We start from the raw sequence: 20,349 nt of genomic DNA, 5'->3' as shown, positions 1-20,349 counted from the left end.
CCGGCGTGGAACGACGACGTGTTCGTGTCGTGGTCGCCGGCCAGCGGCGTCGTGCTGACGCAGTGAGGGCGACATGATGAGAACTTCCGCTTCCACGCCGTCCGCGCCGGTCCAGCCCGGCGCCACCGCTGCCACACATGCCGCCAAACGCCGCGGCCGCTTCGCCGCGCTGTCGCGCTTCCTGCCGTCGGGCCGCGGCATCGCGATCGGCGTGCCGTTCCTGTGGCTCACGATCTTCTTTGCGCTGCCGTTCGTGCTGGTGTTCAAGATCAGCTTCGCCGACCAGGTGATGGGCATCCCGCCGTACACGTCGCTGGTCGAGATCAAGGACGGCGTCGTGCACTTCGCGCTGCAGCTGTCGCACTACGCGTTCCTGCTGCAGGACGACCTGTACATCGCGACCTACCTCAGCTCGCTGAAGATGGCCGCCGTGTCGACGGTGCTGTGTCTGCTGATCGGTTACCCGATGGCGTACTACATCGCGCGCTCGGAACCGGGCCGGCGCAACGTGCTGATGATGGCCGTGATGCTGCCGTTCTGGACGTCGTTCCTGATTCGCGTGTACGCATGGATCGGCATCCTGAAGGATGACGGCCTCCTGAATCACACGCTGATCGCACTGGGCATCATCCACACGCCGCTGCGCCTCTACCACAGCGATGCGGGCGTCTACATCGGGATGGTCTATTCGTACCTGCCGTTCATGGTGATGCCGCTGTATGCGCACCTCGTGAAGATGGATCTCACGCTGCTCGAGGCCGCGTACGACCTGGGCGCCAAGCCGTGGGTCGCGTTCACGCGCATCACGCTGCCGCTGTCGAAGAACGGGATCATCGCCGGCAGCCTGCTGGTGTTCATTCCGGCGGTCGGCGAGTACGTGATTCCGGAGCTGCTCGGCGGCGCCGACACGCTGATGATCGGCCGCGTGATGTGGGACGAGTTCTTCAACAACATGGACTGGCCGATGGCGTCCGCGGTGACGGTCGCGATGGTGCTGCTGTTGCTGGTGCCGATGGCGCTGTTCCAGTACTACCAGGTCAAGGAACTGGAGGAAGCGAAATGATCAAGCCGAGCAAACCGCTGTCGACGGGCGTTCTCGCCTTCGGCTTCCTGTTCCTGTACATCCCGATCATCAGCCTGGTCGTGTACTCGTTCAACGAGTCGAAGCTGGTGACGGTGTGGTCGGGCTTCTCGCTGAAGTGGTACGCGGCGCTGTGGCAGGACGACGAGCTGCTCACGGCCGCGTGGCTGTCGCTGAAGATCGGCCTGTTGACGGCCACCGCGTCGGTCGTGATCGGCACGTGGGCGGGCTTCGTGCTCGCGCGCTTCGGCCGCTTCAAGGGCTTCACGCTGTACACGGGGATGATCAACGCGCCGCTGGTGATTCCGGAGGTGATCCAGGGGATCTCGCTGCTGCTGCTGTTCGTGGCGCTGGAGCAGATGTTCGGCTGGCCGAAGGGTCGCGGGATGGTGACGATCTGGATCGGCCACGTGATGCTCTGCGTGTCGTACGTGGCGATCATCGTGCAGTCGCGCGTCAAGGAGATGAACAAGTCGCTGGAGGAAGCCGCGCTCGACCTGGGCGCGACGCCGCTGAAGGTGTTCTTCGTGGTGACGCTGCCTCTGATCTCGCAGGCGCTGCTGTCGGGCTGGCTGCTGTCGTTCACGCTGTCGATCGACGATCTGGTGCTGTCGGCGTTCCTGTCGGGGCCGGGCTCGACGACGCTGCCGCTGGTGGTGTTCTCGCGCGTGCGGCTCGGGCTGAACCCCGAAATGAACGCATTGGCGACGCTGTTCATCACGGCGGTGACGATCGGCGTGATCGTCGTGAACCAGATGATGATCGCGCGCGAACGGCGCCGGGTGGCCGACTTGAAGGCGGCGTTCGCGGCGGCCTGAGTTCCTTCTTCCCTTTCCATCGATAACAAGACCCGCGCGCCGCACGATGCGGCGCGCGAACCGATCACACATTGACAGGCCCACGACAAGGAGAATCCGCAATGAAGAAGAAACTGATCTGCCTGCTGGTGGCCGGCGCGTTGCCGGGCATCGCGCTGGCCGACTCGACCTCCGCCGAAATCAAGGCACTGCAGGCGCAGGTCGCCGCGCTGCAGAAACAGATGAAGGCGATGCAGGCGCAGCTCGCAGCGAAGCCGGGCGGCGCATCTGTCGCGCAGGCCGGCGCGACGGCCTCCGCCAAGCCGGCAATGGTGGCCGCCGATCCGTCCTCGCCGGACTACGGCAAGGCTCAAGCCACGCTGACCAACGACGAAGTCAGCGAAATGAAGCAGCAGATCGCGAACCAGCAGCTGAAGGTCGACTCGCTGACGGACGCGGCCAACACCGGGCCGCTCGCGGGCCTGTCGGTCACCGGCTACATCGACCCGACCTACATCTACAACCGCGCGGCCGGCACGTCGTCGTTCCTGTTCGCGAACCACGAGAACGCGTACAACTACTTCAACAGCACGTTCGGCGATCTCTACCTCGACATCAAGAAGACCTTCGGGGTCGGCCCGATGGCGCCGTCGGCGGAGATCACGCTGATGCCGAACCGCGGCAATGGCATCACGCTGCTGCAGAACTCGCGCGGCTCGATCACCGACAACCTGCTGAACACGGCGGTCGTCAACGTGCCGATCACCGCGTCGACGACGCTCGTCGCCGGTTTGATCCCGAGCTTCGGCGGCTACGAGGTGCAGCAGTCGAACCAGATGCTCACGCTCACGCACAACCTGCTGTACGATTTCTCGGATCCGGGCAGCTACGTCGGCGTCGGCGCGAACTACACGAAGGGCAACTGGGCGTGGAAGTTCTTCCTCGGCAACGAGCAGTACCGCACGTACGGCTCGGTCACGCAGACGGGCACCAATGCGCTCGGCGACCCGATCAGCACCAGCAACAAGGTGCCGACCTTCACCGCGCGCGCGGACTACACGTGGTCGAGCGCACTCGATATCGGCGGATCGTTCAACATCGGGCGGCAGACGCTGGCGAGCGCGATCGACGCGAACGGCATCGTGCACTACGGCCCGGGCGGCGCGGCGCCAAGCGCGTATGGTTCGTTCTTCTTCGGCGAACTCGACGCGACCTACACGCTCGCCGATGTTCAATACAACGCCGAAATCGACTACGGCCGGCAGCAGCATGCGGCGTTCAACGGCGGGCTCGCGCAGTGGTACGGTCTGTCGCTGCTCGCGCACCGCAAGTTCAACGCGCCGGTGGTCGGCCGCATGGGCGTGACGCTGCGCTACGACCTGCTCGCCAACACGAAGAACGGCGGCGGCGGTGGCGGCATCGCGCTGAACGGCAACGGGATGGATCCGAACAACGGCTTCGGCGTCGACGCGGACTGCCTCGCGATGTCGAAGGCCGGCGGCGGCCTGGGCTTCGAGTGCAAGGGCGCGGTGCGCCAGGACGTCGCGCTCGACCTGCTGTTCTACCCGACCCAGCAGATCACCGTGAAGGTCGAATACCGGCACGACTGGGCGAACAACAAGGTGTTCCTGCGCAACGACGGTTCGTACGGCAAGTCCAACGACCTGCTCGCGACGCAGTTCATCTATTCGTTCTGATGCGGGCCACGCGGGACGCCGTGCCGCGTGCATGGCGTCCCGCATCGTTTCACCCGGCCGGATCGCGGTGCGTCGCGCACCGTCGCCGGCCGTCCTCGAGGGAGTCGGTTTGATGACGCAGTCTTTCACCGCCCGCGCCGACGCGCTCGCGCGCGACTCGTACTACGAAGCGACCGCCGCGCGCCCCGCGGTCGACGATCCCGTGTTGGAAGACGCGATCGACGTCGACGTGTGCGTGATCGGCGCGGGCTTCGCGGGCTTGTCGACGGCGCTCGATTGCCGCGCGCGCGGGCTGTCGGTCGCCGTGATCGATGCGCACCGGCCCGGCTGGGGCGCGTCCGGCCGCAACGGCGGCCAGGCAATCACGGGCTTCGCGAAAGACGAGGTGATCGAGCGGCAGCTCGGCGCCGCCGGCGCGCGTGCCGCGTGGTCGCTGTCGCTCGACGGCGTCGCGCTGATCGCCGAGCGCATCGCGCGCCACGGCATCGACTGCGACTTCACGCGCGGCTACCTGACGGTCGCGACGAAACCGCGCCGCATCGACGACCTGCGCGCGTGGATGGATGCCGCGACGTCGCGCTGGGGCCATCCGTCGCTGTCGTGGCTCGACACCGGTGCGATCCGTGCGCGCATCGCGTCGTCCCGCTATCTGGCGGGCGTCTACGATCCGCTGTCGGGCCACCTGCATCCGCTCAAGTATTGCCTCGGCCTCGCCGACGCCGCCCGACGCGAAGGCGTCGCGCTCCATGCGCACACGCCCGCGCTCGACGTCGTGCGCGGCGCGCGGCCGGTCGTGCGCACGCCGTCGGGCGAAGTGCGCTGCCGCTTCGTCGTGTCGTGCTGCAACGCGGGCCCCGGCGGCATCCTGCCGGCCGCCACCGCCGCGCGCATCGCGCCGATCGCGTCGTACATCATCGCGACCGAGCCGCTCGGCCGCGCGCGCGCCGACGCGCTGATCGCGCAGCGCGAAGCCGTGTGCGACAACAACTTCTTCCTCGACTATTTCCGGCTGTCCGCCGACCATCGCATGCTGTTCGGCGGCCGCGCGAGCTCCGCGGGCGCGTCGCCCGACACGCTCGCCGAAACGATCCGTCGGCGCATGGTCGGCGTGTTCCCGCAGCTCGCCGACGTGCGCGTCGACCACGCGTGGGGCGGCTTCGTCGACGTCACGCGCAACCGCGCGCCGGACTTCGGTGCGCTCGATCCGAACTTCTTCTACGTCCAGGGCTTCAGCGGGCACGGCGTCGCGCTGACCGGCATCGCCGGACGCGCGATCGCCGGCGCGATCGCGGGCGACACCCGCGCGTTCGACCTGTTCGCGCAGCTGCGCCACCGGCGCTTTCCCGGCGGTGACGCGTGGCGGCAGCCCGCGCTCGAACTCGGGATGCTGTATCACCGCGTGCGCGAGCTGTTCTGATCCCACTTCATTCGCTTTCCTGATCATGCAGACATTCGCCAACCAGCCGCACGTCGCGTCGTATTACGCGGCGACCGCCAACGATACGACCCGCCATGCACCGCTCGCCGGCGCGACCGACGCCGACGTGTGCGTGATCGGCGCGGGCCTCACCGGTCTGTCCGCCGCGCTCAACCTCGCCGAGCGCGGCCATTCGGTGACCGTGCTCGAAGCGTCGCGGGTCGGATGGGCGGCGAGCGGGCGCAACGGCGGCCAGCTGATCGGCGGCTTCGCCTGCGGCATCGACACGTTCGGCAACTTCATGCCGGAAGGCGACGTGAAGCGGATCTGGGACATGGGGCTCGAAACGCTGTCGCTCGTGAAGTCGCGCATCGCGCGGCACGACATCGACTGCGCGCTCATGCCCGGCTACCTGACCGCCGCGAACACCGAGCGCGACGCCGATGCGCTGAAGCGCTGGCGCGACGAGGCCGCGAAACGCTTCGGCTACGACCGCTTCCATTTCGTCGAAGCGGACGAGCTCGGCGACTACGTGCAGTCGGCGCGCTATCGCGGCGGCCTGTACGACCCCGACAGCGGCCACCTGCATCCGCTGAACTACACGCTCGGGCTCGCGCGTGCGGCCACCGACGCCGGCGTGCGGATCCACGAGGACAGTTGCGTGACGCGCGTGCGCGACGTGTCGGGCGGCCACCTCGTCGAAACCGGCCAGGGGCAGGTGCGCGCGCGCTTCGTCGTGCTCGCGTGCAATACGTACGTCGGCACGCTCGCGCCCGCGCTGTCGAAGAAGATCATGCCGGTCGGCACCTACGTGATCGCCACCGAGCCGCTCGGCGAAGCGCGCGCCGCCGCGCTGATGCCCGCGCGCGCGGCGATCTGCGACAGCCGCTTCGTGCTCGACTATTTCCGGCCGGCGCCCGACACGCGCCTCGTGTGGGGCGGCAAGGTCAGCTATTCGACCCGGGAGCCGCGCGATCTCGCGGCGGCGATGCGCGCGGACATGCTGAAGACGTTCCCGCAACTCGCGGACGTCAAGGTCGACTACGCATGGGGCGGCTTCGTCGACATCACGATGAACCGCGCGCCGCACTTCGGGCGCGTCGCGCCGACGATGTATTTCGCGCAGGGCTTTTCGGGGCACGGCGTGAACACGACCGCGCTCGCGGGCAAGCTGATCGCCGAGGCAATCGACGGCCAGGCGAGCCGCTTCGACCTGTTCGGCAAGATCCGGCATCGCGACTTCCCCGGCGGCGCGGCGCTGCGCACGCCGGCGCTGGTGCTCGCGATGAGCTGGTACCGGCTGCTCGACGCGTTCGGCATGCATTGAGCGGGCCGCATCGGAGCGAAACGAAAAACGGCCGCGCAACACGCGCGGCCGTGCAATCGAATCGCATGACATCGGTGCGTCGGGCACATACCGCGCCCGCGCGCCGCGTACGACATGCGCCGGTCAGTCCGTTCCGAACTTCGGCGAATGCGGACCGTACAGCAGCCCGTTGGGCGGACCGGCCGACAGCAGCCGCGTGCTGGTGAACGCGGCGACGTCATGGCTCTGGTCCATCAGCGTGTTCGCGATCTGCTTGACCGCCGCCACCACCAGCATGCCGATCAGGCCGCCGCCGCCGTTGTTGCCGCCTTCGTCGCTGCTCGCGCTCGCCCGGCCCTGCCACAGCACGTCGCCGGTACGCAGGTCGACGAGCTTCGCCGAGGCCGACACGACCGTTGCGCTCGCAAGGATCCGGTAGACGGTGCCGTACTGCGACACCTTCGAATACAGCGCGGCATCCGCACCGAAGATCTCGCGCAGCTTCGCGGGCGGCGTCTGCTGGATCTCGGCCGCGTTGGTCAGGCCGTTCTGCTTGAACGTCTCGTCCATCACGGCGACCGGCACCACGTAGTAGCCGGATTCGGCGAGCGGCAGCGTCATCTGCGACAGCATCCCGTAGGTCGCCGCCACGTCGGACGTTTCGTTGATGGGCGGCAGGACGAGGATCGAGCGCGGCTGGCTCTTCTTGAACGCCGTGTAGTCGGGTCGTTTCACCGGCTGCGCGCACGCGCTCAGCAGCGCGACGATCGACAGCACGGACATCAGCTTGAATGAGAGTGTCTTGAACATGGCGGGCGCGTTACGGTTTGGCGGTGGTCGAGGCGGTATCCTTCTGGCCGGCGATCGCCTGGGCGGCCGGCTTCTGAACCGCTGCCTTCGACGCGTCGGTCTTTTTCTTCATCAGAAAATCCATGAAGGTCGACGATTCCGGGAACGACTGCTTCTCGGCCTGCAGTTCCTGCTCGGCCTGCTGCTCGTTTCCGACGCTCGCGTACAGCATCCCCAGATGCGCATGGAAGCCCGGCGGCGGCATCTTGCCCTTCGCGCGAATCTCCTGCAGCGCCTTTTCGAGCGCGTCGATCTGCTCCTGCGGCGACTTCTGCCCCTTGAAGTATTCGTACACCTGCGGCTGATAGCCGTTCCACTGATAAAGCGGCGGCGTGGAGCTCGCGCAGCCGGCGAGCAGCAAGGCGGCGGCCGTCGCCGGCAGCCAGTTACCCCGTTTCATGGTCTGTTCTCTTTTGATGTCGTTGTCGATCGGTCCAGCGCGGCGCCGGCCCCGGCGCGCGCTGCTGCAATGGCTGGGACGCTTATTGCGGCGCCTTCAGCGTGCCGGCGTCGACCTGGTCGACGAGATGATTCACGGCTTCCTGGATCGCAAGGTCCAGCACCTTGCCGTTGAGCGTCGAGTCGTAACCGGCCGTGCCGCCGAAGCCGATCACTTCCCGGTTCGACAGGCTGAACTCGCCCGCGCCCTGGCTCGACGCGACGACTTCCGACGTCGTCGTGTCGACGATGTTCAGGTTGACCTTCGCATACGCGACCTGCGTCTTGCCGCGGCCGAGGATGCCGAACAGCTGGTGATCGCCGACGTCCTTGCGGCCGAACTCGGTCACGTCGCCGGTCACGACGTAGTTCGCGCCCTTCACGGCCTGCGCCTTCTTCATGAAGCCGGCTTCCTGCTTGATCTCGTCGAGGTTCTCGCGATCGAGCACGTTGAAGCGGCGGCTCTGCTGCAGGCGCGTGACGAGGATCGTCTTCGCCTGTCCGCCGAGGCGATCGATGCCGTCCGAGAAGATCCCGCGCATGTAGCTCGAGCGGTTGTCGAACTTGCCGACCGCAATCGCGACGGGCTTGCCCGCATACGGCTTCTGCGCGCTGCTCACGGCTGGCACGTCGAGCGTGCGCGACGATTCGGTCGCGCAGCCGGACAGCGCCGCGACGAGCGCCGCCGCCACGAGAACGGTGCGTCGTGTCTGAATGTTCACTGCTGGTCTCCTTGCGTGAAAAGATTGCCCGGAACGGGCGTGCCGGCTCGTTGACGGGCCGGCGGTCGATGCGGTGATCGAAACGGTTGGGGCACGCATCGGCGTGCGCGACTTCATCGCCCGGATGGCGATGGAGATGAAGATGGAGATGGCGGCATGCGAAGGGAAGGTGCGCGCAACGGGCGTGCTGCGGCAAGATGCGAACGCGCGGCGCATGGATCGACCACCCCGCTTGCGCCGGCTACCCCGTGATTCTGTCTACTGCGCTGTTGATCGCGCATGATCGGCCCCGAATATGATTTTGGCCGATGATACCAAGCCTGATTATCGAGACGGGATTTCTTGAGAAGAATTGACGTTCTTTACGGATCGTCGCGGATCCGTGGCGCGTCGCACGCCGGCGGAGCACGCGGGGCGCCCGCGCCGGCCCGCGAGCCGGCGCGCCGGTTGCGGTCAGTCGGCCACCTTCTGCCGCATCGTCACGAATTCCTCGGCCGCGGTCGGGTGAATGCCGATCGTGTCGTCGAACTGCGCCTTCGTCGCGCCCGCGCGGATCGCGATCGCGATGCCCTGGATGATCTCGCCCGCATCGCGGCCGACCATGTGCGCGCCGATCACGCGCTGGCTGTCGCGCACGACCACGAGCTTCATCAGCGTTCGCTCGTCGCGGCCGGACAGCGTGTGGCGCAACGCCTTGAACGACGTGCGGTAGATGTCGATCTCGTCGTGCAGGCGACGCGCATCGGCCTCGGTCAGGCCGACCGTCGCGATCTCGGGCTGGCTGAACACGGCCGACGGCACGTAATCGTGATCGACCGCGACGCGCGCGCCGCCGAACAGCGTCCGCGCGAGCAGCCCGCCGTCGCGGGTCGCCACCGGAGTGAGCTGCGGCCGCGACGTGACGTCGCCGATCGCATGGATCGAAGGCACCGACGTCGCCGAATACGCATCGACGGCGATCGCGCCGCGCGCGTCGAGCATGACGCCCGCCCGTTCGAGCCCGAGCCCGTCGACGTTCGGCACGCGGCCGGTCGCATAGAGCACCGCGTCGTACGGGCCGTGCTGCGCGTCGCCGACACGCACGGAGAGCGTGCCGTCGTCCGCGCGCGCGATCGATTCGACCACGGCGCGCGCATGGATCGCGACGCCTTGCTTGGTCATTTCGTCGGTCAGGAATTGACGCACGTCGTCGTCGAAGCCGCGCAGGATCTTCTCGCCGCGATAGAAGAGATCGACCTGGCTGCCGACGCCGTTGAAGATGCCCGCGAACTCGACCGCGATATAGCCGCCGCCGACCACCGCGATGCGTGCGGGCAGCGTCGCGAGCGACAGCGCCTCGCGCGACGTGATCGCATGCTCGATGCCGGGCCGCGGCGGCAGCGACGGGCGCGAGCCGGTCGCGATCGCGATGTGGCGCGCGCGGATCGTGCGATCGCCGATCGCGACCGTATGCGCGTCGACGAGGGTCGCGCGCCCCGCGTGCATCGCGACGCCGGATTGCCGCAGCAGGTTGATGTAGATGTCGCTGAGCCGGTTGATCTCGCGATCCTTCGCGGCGATCAGCGCGGGCCAGTCGAGCGTGCCGGCGCCGAAGGTCCAGCCGAAGCCCTTCGCGTCCTCGAGCTCGTGCGGATAATGCGATGCGTAGACGAGCAGCTTCTTCGGAATGCAGCCGCGCAGCACGCAGGTGCCGCCGATCTGCTCTTCTTCCGCTATGCCGACGCGCGCGCCGTATGACGCCGACATCCGGGCGAGCCTCACGCCGCCGGAGCCGGCCCCGATGACGAACAGGTCGTAGTCGAAATCCATCGCAAGCCCTCATCGCAGTTCGGATGACGGCACGATAACAAGATTCGGGAATTCGTGCGGAACATGGCGGCGCAGGACGTCCGCCAAATAAAAAACGGCGAGAGACGTCGCCTCTCGCCGGTCAAACCAGCTGCCGGGTGTGCCATGCGTCACCGATCGACCACATGCCCGGCCTGCCGGCCGCGCGGCACCGGTCCGTCCGGGCGCGCGAACGGCGCACCCGCGGCGGGACCGGCCGCCATGCTCAGGCCTGCGACGTGTCGCTGCCGTCCGTCGCCTGCGTATCGTCTGCCTGCTGCGGCTGCTCTTCCTTCTTCTCGAGCATGCCTTCGATCGCCTCGGCGCCCTTGAAGCCGGCGACGGCCGCCGCCGCCTTGGTCAGCAGGCCCGCATCCGGATCGACCTTCTCGGCCGCCTCGACGGCTGCCACGGCGCCAGCGATTTCACCCACGGTGTTCAGGATACCCATCGTCATCCCCTTTCAAGAAAATCGTGAGCGCATCGTCCCACGAAAAAAAACCGGCAGACCGTGTTTGTCATCACCGGATACACAAGTTACGCACCAGGCCGGCCGCACGCGAAACGCGGCGCCGGAACGACGCCCGCGCGTGCGTCGCGGCACACGGCGGGCCCTGCACGCAGCGTAGCGGAATCGCTTCGCGCGCACTGTCAAAGTATGTTCTGGAATGCCGACGGAATCCTTACGGGCAGGCCGCGCCCGATGGAGCAATCGCTGAATGGTCGTCCGCGCGCATGAAGGTCGCGTGACGAAAAAAAAAGAGGCTCCCGCGGGAGCCTCTTCGATACGCGCCGAGCGTGAGCCGGCGCATGCGTTCCAATTTTCGTCAGAAGATATTGCGAAGGCCGATCGCGATGCCGGTCTGGTTGCTGCGACCCGGCAGCTCGACGTTCGCCGCGCCGTTCGTCTTGTTGAAGTCGATGGTGCCGTAGACTTCCGTGCGCTTGCTGAGCGCGTATTCGGCGATGCCGACGATCGCGTAGCGGTTGCCGCTCGCGAGCGTGCCGTTCGTGGTCATCGCGTTGCGCATGTGGTCGTAGTAGAACGCGCCGGTCAGCGTCAGCGGCGTGCTGACCTGCCAGCTCACGCCCGCGAACGGACCGTCGTCGATCCGGCCCGTGCCCTTCGCGACCGGAATCGACTGCTGCGCGAGCAGGCTGTCGACGAAACCGGTGTCGTCCTTCGAGCGCAGGTAGCCCGCATAGACCTTCGCCTTGCTGAACGCGTACACGACGTTCGCGTGGTAGATCGTCTGCTTGCGTGCGGAGTTGTCGCTGTTCTGCTGCGCGCCGGCCGCGATGCTGAGCGGGCCCATCACGTACGACAGCGACACGCCCCATGCATTGCCCTTGCCGAGCGAACCCGGGATCTGGCCCGAGAAGCCGCCCGCGCCGGTCGATTCGTAGTTCGTGCCCGTCGAGTACATCGCCTTCGCGGTCAGGCCCGCGAACGTGCCCGTGTACTTGATCTGGTTGTCCGCATACAGGCCGCCGCCGAGTGCGACCGGCAGCCATGCATTTTCGAAGTAGTTGCCGACCGTCAGCGGATCGTAGGTGTCCGACAGCAGGTCGAACAGCGGCGTCTTCTGGCGGCCGAGGGTCACCGTGCCGTACGGGCTGTCCAGGCCGACGTACGCCGCGCGGTTGAACAGGCGGCCGCTGTCGGCGAATGCGCCGTTCTGCAGGTTCACGCCGCTTTCGAGCTTGAACAGGGCCTTCAGGCCGCCGCCGAGGTCTTCCGTGCCGTAGATGCCGAAGCGGCTGTTGGTGATCGCGCCGTTGGTCATCGACAGCAGGCCGTCGTTCTTGGCGTTTGCGTTGGTCAGGTAGCGGACGCTGACGTCGGCGACGCCCCAGAGCGTGACCGAGCTTTGTGCTGCCGCGTACTGGCTGGCGAAGGCCAGTGCCGCGCCCCCTGCGATGGCTGCGAGTCGGGTGGTCTGCTTCATGAGCTTTCCTATTTGTAGGTGTCTCCATTCATGGCCGGCCGCGTGCGCAGCCGGGTGGCGATCGCGCACGTTCATGGCGCGCGCGATGTGGGCTGAATCATAAGACCAGTGCGCGCCCTGAAAGAAATTGAAATGCGCGGTAACGCGCGATTGTCGCCCTGGAACAACAACGGTCCCGCACCAGGCTTGCCGCTCGCGTGACGGACGCGGCGTGCGGCGATGGCGAAACGAGGGCGGATGCCGTAAGGATCGGCCGGGGCAGCCGGCTGGCGTTCGGGTCGTGTCGCGGGCCGGTGACGCGATGCACCGGTGATTCGGTCACGCGGCGCATCGGCAGGCCGCATGGTGGCGGCCCTGCACACGTCAGGCAGGCTGCGACGTCCCGCCGTCGGGGTTGGCGCCGCTGCTGCCGTTGCCGGCCGCCGCATCGCCACGATCGCTCCCACCGCCCGCCCGCCGCGCCCGCCGCACGATCTCCGCGAACGCGCCCGCCAGCAGCAGCACCGCGCCCCACAGCGCGACCTCCGGCACGAGCCGCGTCGCGAAGCCGCCGACCACCGCGCCGGCCAGGAAGCAGAAGCTGATCGTCGCCAGCAGCGCCGAGTCGTGCAGCGCGCCCGCGTCGTAGCGCGGAATCAGCCCGACGAACAGCTTCTGCGCGGCGCGCCGCAGGTTGCCGGTCGTCATCACCGACGTGTACGACAGTTCCTCGAGATGGGTGAACGACAGCGTCTGCAGCGTCGCAACGAACGAGATGCCGGGAATCAGCCACGCGCTCGACGCGCCGACGAGCCCGCTCGCGGCAATGCCGAGAAACGCGATCTCGACGATCAGGCTCGCGAACGCGGTGTGGCGCATCCAGCCGCGCCGCGCGGCGAGACCGAGCAGGTGCGCGACGAATACCGCGACCACGAAGCCGCCGAGCGGCGGCACGTGATGCAGCGCGGCCGCCCATTCGCCGGCCGACAGATTGATACCGAGCAGCGCGACGTTGCCGGTCATCGTGTTCGCGAACACGTGGCCGTGACCGACGTACGTGTACGCGTCGAGGTAGCCGCCGGACAGCGTGAGCAACGCGGCGACAGTGAGATTGCGGCTGGCGCCGTCGAGATCCATCGATCCTCCCGTGAATATTCGCGCCAGTATGCGGGACGGGAGACGGCTTGTCCTTCGCTCACTGGCCGATGCCGGTGAGCCCGATCAGCGCGCCGGCCGCGAGCAGCCATAGCGGATGGATGCGCGTGCGCCACGCGAGCACCGCGCATGCGGCGGTGATGCCCCACTGGATCGCGGTGCGGTTCGACGCTTCCGAGATCAGCACCGCGCTGGCCGCGACGAGCCCGGCCGTGACCGGCATCAGCCCCTGCTGCACGTAGCGGCGCCACGGCCGGTCGCGAAAGCGCTCCCACGCGTGCAGCGCCAGCACCGTGACGAGCGACGACGGCCCGAACTTCGCGATCGACGCGACCAGCAGCCCGGCCCAGCCGGCCACGTGCCAGCCGACCAGCGACACGATCATCATGTTCGGCCCCGGCGCGGCCTGCGCGAGCGCGAACAGCGCGGTGAATTCGTGCGCGCTCATCCAGTGGTGCACGTCGACGACCTGCCGCTGCATCTCCGGCAGGATCGTGTTGCCGCCGCCGAATGCGAGCAGCGAAAGCTGGCTGAAGATCGTCGCGATCGCGATCAGCGTGTCGTTCATGACCGGCCTCCGTCGCGCGCGGCGGCGTGCTGCGGTGCCGGCGTATCGCGGCGCCGCGACGCGAGCCAGATGCTCAGGGGCGTCAGCACCAGCATCGTGGTCAGGAGCGGAATGCGCAGCACCGCGATCGCGACGAACGCGAGCGCCGCGATGCCGGCCGCGGTGCGCGGCGCGTGCAGCAGCGGTTTCACGACCTTCACGGCCATCGCGACGAGCAGGCCCGCGGCCGCGGCGGCAAGCCCGCCGAACAGATGCTGCACGCGCGGATCGCCCTGCGTCTTCGCATACAGCACGCCGAGCGCGACGACCACGAGCGTCGGGCCGGCGATCAGCCCGAGAATGCCGGCGAACGCGCCCGCGACGCCGCGAAAGCGCATGCCGACGGCAACCGACAGGTTGATCACGTTGCCGCCCGGCAGGAACTGGCACAGCCCGAGCAGATCGGTGAATTCGTCGGCGGTGAGCCATTTGCGCTCGTCGACGATCGTGCGCCGCGCGAACGGCAGCGCGCCGCCGAACGACATCAGGCCGAGCGACAGGAAGCCGGTGAACAACTCGGCGAGGCCGATCCGGCGCGGCGACACAGCGGGCGGCGGAGAAACGGATTGCATGGGGGTCCTCATCAAACGGTGCCCCGAGGTTACCGCCGTTCCGCACCCCGGCAAAACGATTTTATCGACGCGCCCTTGTGATCTAGAATCACAAGCATGGCACGCGACCTCCCGCCCTTTTCCGCGCTTCGGGCCTTTGAAGCAGCGGCACGACACGAAAGCTTCAGCGCCGCCGGCGACGAGCTGCATGTGACTCACGGTGCCATCAGCCGGCAGATCGCCGGGTTCGAGGCATGGCTCGGCAAGCCGGTGTTCCACCGCTACGGCAAGCGCGTGAAGCTCACCGACGAAGGCCGCCGCTATCTGGATACCGTCCGTGCCGCGTTCGACAGCATCGCGCTCGCCTCCGAGCAGCTGCGCAACACCGGTGCCGCGCGCGTGCTGCGCATCAATGCGCTGCCGACCTTCGCGATGAAATGGCTGCTGCCGCGCCTGTCGCGGTTCCAGCGCGACGTGCCGAACGTCGAGCTGAAGCTGTCCACGTCGAATGCGCCGCTCGACATGCTCGACGGTTTCGACGTCGCGATCCGCCGCGGCCCCGGCCCCTGGCCGAACTGCACGAGCGGCCACTTCCTCGACGAAAGCGTGATTCCGGTTTGCAGCCCCGCGCTGCTCAAGCGCGCGCCGATCGCCCGAGCGGACGATCTCGCACGGCACGTGCTGCTGCATTCGGATACGCGGCCGGAAGGCTGGCGCGACTGGTTCGCGGCGGCCGGCGTGACGATGAAGGGGCGCAAGCGACAGTCGTTCGATCACTTCTACCTGGCGTTGCAGGCGGCCGTCGACGGGCTGGGCGTCGCGCTCGGCCCGCTGCCGCTGATCGACGACGAGCTCGCGAGCGGCCGCCTCGTGATGCCGCTGCCCGGGCCGCGCATCGCGACGCGCAGCTACTGGTGGATCGCGCCGGGCGCGCCGGCCGGCGATGCGCTCGTCACGCAGTTCTGCGCGTGGCTGCAGGCGCAGTCGAATATCGGCGCGTAATTACGTGCCGGCGGGCGGCGTTGCACCGCCCGCTGCCGGGTCAGACCACCGGGCCCGGTTCCTTTTCCTTGCGCAGGATCGCGTACAGGATGATCGCGCCGAACGTCGCCGTGCCGATCCCGCCGAGCCCGAAGCCGCCGAACTTCAGCGAGAAGTCGCCGGCGCCGAGCACCAGCGTGACGGCCGCGACGATCAGGTTGCGGTTGTCGGAGAAGTCGACCTTGTTGACGACCCAGATCCGCGCGCCCGTCACCGCGATCAGCCCGAACACGACGATCGACACGCCGCCGAGCACCGGGCCCGGAATCGTCTGGATCACCGCGCCGAACTTCGGCGAGAAGCCCAGCCCGATCGCGATCAGCGCGGCGATCGCGAACACCAGCGTCGAATAGATCCGCGTGACGGCCATCACGCCGATGTTCTCCGCGTAGGTGGTCACGCCCGTGCCGCCGACGCTGCCCGACACGATCGTCGCGAGCCCGTCGCCGATGAACGCGCGGCCGACGTAGCGGTCGAGGTTGGTGCCCGTCATCGCGCTCACCGCCTTGATGTGGCCGAGGTTCTCCGCGACCAGGATCACCGCGATCGGCGCGAGCATCAGCATCGCGTGCGGATCGAAGACCGGCGCACGGAAGCTCGGCACCCCGAACCACGCGGCATGCGCGACGATCGAGAAATCGACCGGCTTGCCGAGGCCCATCCCGTTGGTCGCGATCGCATAGATCACGTATGCGATCACCAGCCCGACGAGGATCAGCAGGCGCTGCATCATCCCGCGCGCGAACACCGCGACGCCGCCGACACACAGCACCGTGACGAGCGCCATCACCGAGTCGAAGGTCGATGCCGACACGCCCTTGACCGCGATCGGCGCCAGGTTCAGCCCGATCACCGCGACCACCGCGCCGGTGACGACGGGCGGCATCAGCGTCTCGATCCAGCGCGTGCCGATCGCCTGCACCAGCGCGCCGAGCGCGACGTACACGACGCCGCACGCGACGATCCCGCCGAGCGCGACGGGGATGTTCGGGTTCGGCCCGCTGCCGCCGTAGCCCGTCACCGCGATCACGAGGCCGATGAACGCGAAGCTCGAACCGAGGTAGCTCGGCACGCGGCCGCCGACCAGCACGAAGAACAGCAGCGTGCCGATGCCCGACATGAAGATGCACAGGTTCGGGTCGAAGCCCATCAGCAGCGGCGCGAGCACGGTCGAGCCGAACATCGCGACGACGTGCTGCACGCCCATCGCGACCATCTGCGGCCACGCGAGGCGTTCGTCGGGGCCGACCACGCGCGAGGCGGCGCCGGTCGGTTGCACCCGCCAGCGCGGGAAGTAGGAATCGGACATGGGGAAAAGGGCTCCTGTCGAACGCCGGCTGCGGACGGTGCGCCGGTCTGGAATCTGGCGCGAGTTTACGGAGCGGAAATGGGGCTGGCAAGCGCGAACCGCCGGCGCGGCGGTGGCGCGGCGCGGCGGTCGTGCCCGCCGGGCGGTGTGTCGGACGGCACGATCGCGCCGATGCAGGCCGACGGCGGCCGGCCTGCGCCCGCCACGATGTAAGCGGGCGCTCACATCGTGGCGGATGCCGCGGGGATCACGGATTGATGTACTGGAACAGCGACATGTTCTGCAGCTGCGCATACGCCTTCTGCGCGCCGCTCAACGCGTTCTGCACCTGCAGGTACTGGCTGATGGTCGTCACCATGTTGGTGCTGGTCAGGTCCGACAGGTTGCTGGTCGTCTGCAGCGCCGCGGTCTGGTTGACGACCTGCATCGCCTTGACTTCCTGCTCGCGGCCGCCGACCGACGCCAGCACCGTCGTGACGTTGCGCATCGTGTTGTTGATCTTCGTCGCGGCCGTGCCCATCGCGTTCGACAGCGCGGCGCTCGCCGTCTGGTTGCCGGTGACGGGCGTCTTCAACGCCGTGATCATCGAATCGAGCGTCGAGAACACGTCGACCCCGCTTGCCTGCGGCGCGGGCGTGACCGAAAAGGTGTCGTTGACCGCCGGCGTGCCCGACACGGCCACCTTCATCCCGCTGCCGAGCGCGATCGCGGTGCCCGACGTGTAGGCCTGCGCGGGCGTGGTCGTCGGCGGCGACGCCGTATTGTCGGTCACCGTGTAGGTCGGCGCGGCCGCCGTGCCGCCGAAGGTGATCGTGAACTGATGGCCGTTCGTCGCGGCCGCCGGGTCCGTCACCGTGACGTTGCCGATGGTGGCCGTGCCCGTGTTGCTCGCGCCGGCCGCCTGGACCGGCGAGCTGCCCAGCGCCTGCACCGACATGAACACCGCGAGGCCCGAGTCGCCCTGCGGCACGCTGCGCGAATCGTCGATCTGTACCGTGCGCGTGCCCGTATCGCCGACGTAGCTGATGCCGCCGGCCGCGTTCTTCGTGAACGGCGCCGCCGCATTCTTGAAGCCGGCGAACAGGTAGTTGCCCGCGCCGTCCGTCGCGTTCGCGAGCGACATCAACTGGTCGCGATAGCCTTCGAGCTGCGTCGCGAGCGCCGCGCGGTCGCTGTCGGCGAGCGAACCGTCGCCGGCGCGCACGATCACCGACTGGATGCTACCGAGCACGGTGCCGACGTTCTGCAGCGTCTGGTCCTCGGCCTGCAGCGACGCGAGCGCCGTGCTCTGGTTCGCCGCATACTGCGACAGCGTGGCCGACGTCATCGACAACTGCACGGCCTGCGCCGCGCCCACCGGGTTGTCGGCCGGCGTCGTGAGGCTCACGCCGCTCGAGATCTGCTGGTAGAGCTGCGCGAGCTGGGCCTGCTGGTCGTTCATCTGGCCGACGTTCAGCTGGTAGAACTGGGTCGTGGAAATCCGCATCGTTTCTATCCTCTCGAATCCGCTCAGCTGAACAGGCCCAGCACGGTCTGGAACAGCGAAGCCGCCGTCTGGATCACTTTCGCGTTCGCCTGGTAGAGCTGCTGGTACTGCATCAGGTTCGCGGCTTCCTCGTTCTGGTTCACGCCCGACACCGACTGCTGCGCGGACGTGATCTGGCCGACCAGCGCCGTCTGTGCGGTGCTCGACGACTTGAGCTGGCTCGCGGCGTTGCCGATGTTGTTCACGTAGTTCGCATAGGCGCCCGTGAGCGTCGTCGTGCCGCCGCCGAGCGTCTTCGCGTTGACGAGCTTCGACAGCGCGAGCGCGTTGCTGCCGTCGCTCGTGCCGCCCGCGTACGGCCCGATCGTGAACGAATCGCCGTCCGACGGCGTGCCCGACAGCGTGACGGTCACGCCGTTCATCGCCCCGGCGGCCGCCCCGGACATCGTCATCGCCGCACCGGTCGACGGGTCGTACGGCACGGGGTCGGTCGGACTCGCGATCGTCACCGACGTCGGCGGCGTGCCCGGGATCGTCACCGTGGTGCCGACCGGGAAGCCCGACAGCGACTTCGTCGCCGCGTCGTAGGTCAGCTTGGTCGACGGCACCTGGTAGCCTGCGCTCACCCCGCTCAGCGCGATCTTGCCGGTGCCGATGTTGGTGCTCGACGCCGACGTGATGGCCGGCGACGCGGCCGCGATCGCCGAACCGCTCGTCGTCGCGAGGCCGAAACCCGTCAGCGCGCCGCGCGTCGGCAGCACGGTGAACTGGTCGCCGGCATTCATCGCGCCGGACGAGAACGAGAAGTTCAGCCCGCCGAGCGACAGCGGCATCGGCCCCGCCTTCTGGTCGACCACCGCGCCGCTCGCGCGGTCGGTCAGCGTGTAGTTCGTGCCGTCGTACGACAGCGTGTAGTCGCTCGTCGTCGGCTGCGACGCATTGGCGAACGAGACGGACAGCGATGCGTTGCCGGTGTTGCCCTGATTCGAATAGACGGCCGGGGCCGCCACCGTGAACAGGTTGCCGCCCGGCTTGCCGGACAGATCGATGCCGAGCGCGTTCTGCCCGTTGACCTGCGCGGCGAAGCTGGCCGCGACCGCGCCGAGTTGCGCCTGCGCGGGGTTGAGCGTCTGGCTGCGGAACGCGAGCAGGCCACCGAGCGTGCCGCCCGACAGCGACGCATCCGGCAGCGCCTGGTTCGGGCCTGGCGGGTTCGCGCCGGCGATCCCCTGCGACACGACGGTCAGCTCGCTCGGATCGGACGGCGACGTGACGGCCGCGAGCTGATAGCTCTTGTCGGCGAGGACGAGCGGCTGGCCGCCCGCGAGGAACACGCTGTAGCCGCTGTCGTTGCGCACCACCTGCACGCCTGCGAGGCTCGACAGGTTCGACACCGCGAGGTCGCGCTGGTCCATCAGCTGGTTCGGCGGCTGCCCCTGGCTGCTCGCCGACGAGATTTGCTGGTTCAGCTTCGCGATCTGCGCGGTGTACGTGTTGATCTGCGACACCGTGCTGGTGAGCTGCGTATTCACGCTCTGGCGCAGCGCGTCGTACTGCTGGCCGGCCGCGTTGAGCTGGTTCGCGAGAATCTGCGCGTTGCTGATCGCGGTCTGCCGCACCGACGGATCGGCCGCGCTGTTCGCCACGTTCTGCAAGCCGGTGAAATAGCCGGTGATCGCGGTCGAGATCCCGGCCGTCGGGCTGCCGACGTAATTGTTCAGCTGCGCGACGAGCGAATACCACGTCGACAGCGCGCCGCCCTGCGACTGCGCGCTGTTCAGCTGGTCGCTCAGGTACTGGCTGTACTGCCGCTGCACCGTGACGGTGTTCACGCCCTGCGGCATGTAGCCGCTCGACGTGTACTGGCCGCTCGCCTCGGCATAGACCGGGCGTTCGACCGAATAGCCGGGCGTGGCGGCGTTGCTGATGTTCTGACCGGTCGTCGTGAGGCCCCAGAGCGCGGCATTGAGGCCGCTGACGCCGAGGTTCATGAGTGTGTTGGACATGCGCGATCCTGATGAGCCGGCCGCGCTGCGGCCGCCGGGTTGCGTGACTCCCGATATAACGGCCGCGGATCGGAAAAATTGAGGGAAAAATACGCGTGCGACGCGCGCGTGCGCGTCGTGTGTCGAGCCGCC

At 68.0% G+C, this 20,349-nt stretch carries 19 protein-coding genes; 7 read left to right on the top strand and 12 right to left on the bottom strand.

Going from position 1 to position 20,349, the window contains the following annotated elements; all coding sequences use genetic code 11:
- Positions 1–76: 76 nt before the first annotated feature.
- From WS46_RS24015 to WS46_RS23995, 5 genes are all read left to right on the top strand, one after another.
- A complete protein-coding gene (locus WS46_RS24015; RefSeq protein WP_059691981.1) occupies positions 77–1,063 on the top strand; it encodes an ABC transporter permease subunit in 987 nt (328 codons plus the stop codon).
- Positions 1,060–1,899: an ABC transporter permease subunit gene (locus WS46_RS24010; RefSeq protein WP_059535122.1), complete on the top strand. Its 840-nt coding sequence runs from the start codon at positions 1,060–1,062 to the stop codon at positions 1,897–1,899. The genes WS46_RS24015 and WS46_RS24010 overlap by 4 nt, the downstream gene beginning before the upstream one ends.
- A gap of 101 nt (positions 1,900–2,000) precedes the next feature.
- Positions 2,001–3,575, top strand: coding sequence for a DUF3138 family protein (locus WS46_RS24005; RefSeq protein WP_059691973.1), 1,575 nt, complete (start codon positions 2,001–2,003; stop codon positions 3,573–3,575).
- A gap of 112 nt (positions 3,576–3,687) precedes the next feature.
- Positions 3,688–4,992 (top strand): FAD-binding oxidoreductase, encoded by a 1,305-nt coding sequence (locus WS46_RS24000; protein ID WP_059691980.1) that lies wholly within the window; start codon positions 3,688–3,690, stop codon positions 4,990–4,992.
- Between the two features lie 25 nt (positions 4,993–5,017).
- The gene (locus WS46_RS23995; protein WP_059691972.1) at positions 5,018–6,319 is read left to right on the top strand and encodes an FAD-binding oxidoreductase; all 1,302 of its coding nucleotides are present in this window, start codon (positions 5,018–5,020) and stop codon (positions 6,317–6,319) included.
- Positions 6,320–6,442: 123 nt separating this feature from the next.
- Here WS46_RS23995 and WS46_RS23990 read toward each other — a convergent pair whose 3' ends face one another.
- The 3 genes from WS46_RS23990 to WS46_RS23980 all read right to left on the bottom strand — a co-directional run bounded on the left by WS46_RS23990 (position 6,443) and on the right by WS46_RS23980 (position 8,301).
- On the bottom strand, positions 6,443–7,108 hold the full coding sequence (locus WS46_RS23990; protein WP_059535116.1) for a DUF799 domain-containing protein: 666 nt from the start codon (positions 7,106–7,108) through the stop codon (positions 6,443–6,445).
- A gap of 10 nt (positions 7,109–7,118) precedes the next feature.
- Positions 7,119–7,547, bottom strand: coding sequence for a DUF4810 domain-containing protein (locus WS46_RS23985; RefSeq protein ID WP_059535114.1), 429 nt, complete (start codon positions 7,545–7,547; stop codon positions 7,119–7,121).
- An 82-nt stretch (positions 7,548–7,629) separates the two neighbouring features.
- Positions 7,630–8,301 (bottom strand): CsgG/HfaB family protein, encoded by a 672-nt coding sequence (locus tag WS46_RS23980; protein ID WP_185500359.1) that lies wholly within the window; start codon positions 8,299–8,301, stop codon positions 7,630–7,632.
- A gap of 79 nt (positions 8,302–8,380) precedes the next feature.
- On the opposite strand from WS46_RS23980, the gene WS46_RS35605 reads away from it, so the two are divergent.
- Positions 8,381–8,590, top strand: a complete 210-nt coding sequence (locus WS46_RS35605) for a hypothetical protein (protein WP_156443176.1) — start codon at positions 8,381–8,383, stop codon at positions 8,588–8,590.
- A 170-nt stretch (positions 8,591–8,760) separates the two neighbouring features.
- Here WS46_RS35605 and gor read toward each other — a convergent pair whose 3' ends face one another.
- The 6 genes from gor to WS46_RS23950 all read right to left on the bottom strand — a co-directional run bounded on the left by gor (position 8,761) and on the right by WS46_RS23950 (position 14,396).
- Complete coding sequence (gene gor, locus WS46_RS23975; protein WP_059691971.1) at positions 8,761–10,116, bottom strand: glutathione-disulfide reductase; 1,356 nt, start codon at positions 10,114–10,116, stop codon at positions 8,761–8,763.
- A 244-nt stretch (positions 10,117–10,360) separates the two neighbouring features.
- The gene (locus WS46_RS23970) at positions 10,361–10,585 is read right to left on the bottom strand and encodes a hypothetical protein (protein WP_014895816.1); all 225 of its coding nucleotides are present in this window, start codon (positions 10,583–10,585) and stop codon (positions 10,361–10,363) included.
- Between the two features lie 376 nt (positions 10,586–10,961).
- Positions 10,962–12,083 carry a porin gene (locus WS46_RS23965; RefSeq protein ID WP_059535109.1) on the bottom strand — a complete coding sequence of 374 codons (1,122 nt, stop codon included), beginning with the start codon at positions 12,081–12,083 and terminating at the stop codon, positions 10,962–10,964.
- Between the two features lie 363 nt (positions 12,084–12,446).
- Positions 12,447–13,199, bottom strand: coding sequence for a YoaK family protein (locus WS46_RS23960; protein WP_059691970.1), 753 nt, complete (start codon positions 13,197–13,199; stop codon positions 12,447–12,449).
- A 58-nt stretch (positions 13,200–13,257) separates the two neighbouring features.
- A complete protein-coding gene (locus WS46_RS23955) occupies positions 13,258–13,785 on the bottom strand; it encodes a chromate transporter (RefSeq protein WP_059535107.1) in 528 nt (175 codons plus the stop codon).
- Positions 13,782–14,396, bottom strand: coding sequence for a chromate transporter (locus tag WS46_RS23950; RefSeq protein ID WP_059691969.1), 615 nt, complete (start codon positions 14,394–14,396; stop codon positions 13,782–13,784). The genes WS46_RS23955 and WS46_RS23950 overlap by 4 nt, the downstream gene beginning before the upstream one ends.
- 96 nt (positions 14,397–14,492) lie before the next feature.
- Here WS46_RS23950 and WS46_RS23945 point away from each other — a divergent pair, with 96 nt between their 5' ends.
- Positions 14,493–15,377 carry a transcriptional regulator GcvA gene (locus WS46_RS23945; protein WP_059691968.1) on the top strand — a complete coding sequence of 295 codons (885 nt, stop codon included), beginning with the start codon at positions 14,493–14,495 and terminating at the stop codon, positions 15,375–15,377.
- Between the two features lie 40 nt (positions 15,378–15,417).
- On the opposite strand, the gene WS46_RS23940 is transcribed toward WS46_RS23945, so the two are convergent.
- The 3 genes from WS46_RS23940 to flgK form a co-directional block, all read right to left on the bottom strand.
- The gene (locus WS46_RS23940) at positions 15,418–16,725 is read right to left on the bottom strand and encodes a solute carrier family 23 protein (RefSeq protein ID WP_059691967.1); all 1,308 of its coding nucleotides are present in this window, start codon (positions 16,723–16,725) and stop codon (positions 15,418–15,420) included.
- A 247-nt stretch (positions 16,726–16,972) separates the two neighbouring features.
- Entirely contained in the window at positions 16,973–18,211 is a 1,239-nt protein-coding gene (gene flgL / locus WS46_RS23935; RefSeq protein WP_059691966.1) for a flagellar hook-associated protein FlgL, read from the bottom strand.
- Positions 18,212–18,234: 23 nt separating this feature from the next.
- Complete coding sequence (gene flgK / locus WS46_RS23930) at positions 18,235–20,217, bottom strand: flagellar hook-associated protein FlgK (protein WP_059691965.1); 1,983 nt, start codon at positions 20,215–20,217, stop codon at positions 18,235–18,237.
- Between the last annotated feature and the right edge of the window lie 132 nt (positions 20,218–20,349).

The organism is Burkholderia sp. RF4-BP95 (assembly GCF_001521985.1).
GTDB lineage: Bacteria > Pseudomonadota > Gammaproteobacteria > Burkholderiales > Burkholderiaceae > Burkholderia > Burkholderia diffusa.
The sequence above is the reverse complement of the archived record's forward strand: the minus strand, read 5'-3'. Positions and strand labels throughout refer to the sequence as shown.